Source organism: Kitasatospora sp. NPDC007106, assembly GCF_040634455.1.
GTDB lineage: Bacteria > Actinomycetota > Actinomycetes > Streptomycetales > Streptomycetaceae > Kitasatospora > Kitasatospora arboriphila.
In genome coordinates this window covers 1-1,045 of the sequence record NZ_JBEYFP010001451.1, presented here as the reverse complement: position 1 = coordinate 1,045, position 1,045 = coordinate 1, and the positions used below count along the sequence as shown (strand labels likewise).

Genomic DNA, 1,045 nt, shown 5'->3' with positions numbered 1-1,045 from the left:
TCGGCGGCCCCACCCACATGCACGGAATGTCCTCCGGGCTCAGTCGCGGCCTGGCCCGCGGCACGAAGGCGCAGAAGGCGGCACGGGAGAGCGGGGCGCTGGTGGCCGGCGACGAGCCGGACGAGAACCCGGGCCTGCGGACCTGGTTCCACCACCTGCCGGACACCGAGAACGGCACGCACGCCGCCGCGTTCGACACCCGCGCCGACTCCCGCATGAGCGGCGGCGCGGCGGACGGGATCGCCCGGCGGCTGGCCCACCACCACTACGACGTGCTGGCCGAGCCCGAGGGGTTCATCGTCGAGGACGCCGAAGGCCCGCTGCGGGCCGGGGAACTCGACCGGGCCAGGACCTGGGGGGCCGGGCTGGTCTGATCCCACCCGCCGGGGGCGCTCCGTCCCGACCGTCCGCCGCTCCGGGATTTCCCGGTCCGGGCACCCGACCGCACCACTTCGAGCACCGCAGGCCCGTTCAGGTGCGTTCGGCCAGGAGGGCGGCGCTCCCGGCGAGCGTGGCCATGCGCGGGTAGTCGTCCTCGTCGATCCGGCAGCCCGCTCGCGCGGACAGCCGTTCCACCAGCGTCAGGAAGTCCATGGAGTCGAGTTCGAGTTCCTGCCTGAGGTCGGCCTGCGCGTCCGTCTCGGTGAAGTCGGCGTCGGGCACGATGTCGAGGAGCACCTCCTTGACGAGTTCCTCGGCCTGGTCCTGGTTCACAGTTCCTCCGGTTGCTGGAGCAGTCGGTCGAGCGCCGACAGGTAGCGGGCGCCGGTGGCGCCGTCGCTGGCCCGGTGGTCGGCCGACAGGGTGGCGGTGACCACGGGCCGGACCCCGAGCATGCCGTCCGCGGCCCAGGGGCGCTCGACGACCTTGCCCAGGCCGACCAGGGCGACCTGGGGCGGATAGATCACCCCGAACACCGCCTCCACCCCCTGATCACCGAGGCTGGTCACGGTGATCGACGGGTCGGACGTCTCGGACCGGCGCAGTCGGCCGGCCCTGGCGCGTGCGACCAGGTCGCGCAGGCGTGCCATGAGCTCGGGCAGCG

The 1,045-nt window shown here is 73.7% G+C and carries 3 protein-coding genes; 1 reads left to right on the top strand and 2 read right to left on the bottom strand.

The genetic code is table 11. The annotated features are described in order from the left end of the window. The coding region (locus ABZ641_RS39210; protein WP_359989519.1) for a hypothetical protein at positions 1-374 on the top strand (374 nt) is incomplete at its 5' end. Positions 375-471: 97 nt separating this feature from the next. On the opposite strand, the gene ABZ641_RS39205 is transcribed toward ABZ641_RS39210, so the two are convergent. Together ABZ641_RS39205 and ABZ641_RS39200 are read right to left on the bottom strand one after the other, a co-directional pair. Beyond that, positions 472-714 carry a phosphopantetheine-binding protein gene (locus ABZ641_RS39205; RefSeq protein ID WP_344622305.1) on the bottom strand — a complete coding sequence of 81 codons (243 nt, stop codon included), beginning with the start codon at positions 712-714 and terminating at the stop codon, positions 472-474. Next, positions 711-1,045 (bottom strand): 2-oxo acid dehydrogenase subunit E2 (locus ABZ641_RS39200; protein WP_359989517.1); only part of this gene is annotated, 335 nt, incomplete at its 5' end. The genes ABZ641_RS39200 and ABZ641_RS39205, both read right to left, overlap by 4 nt.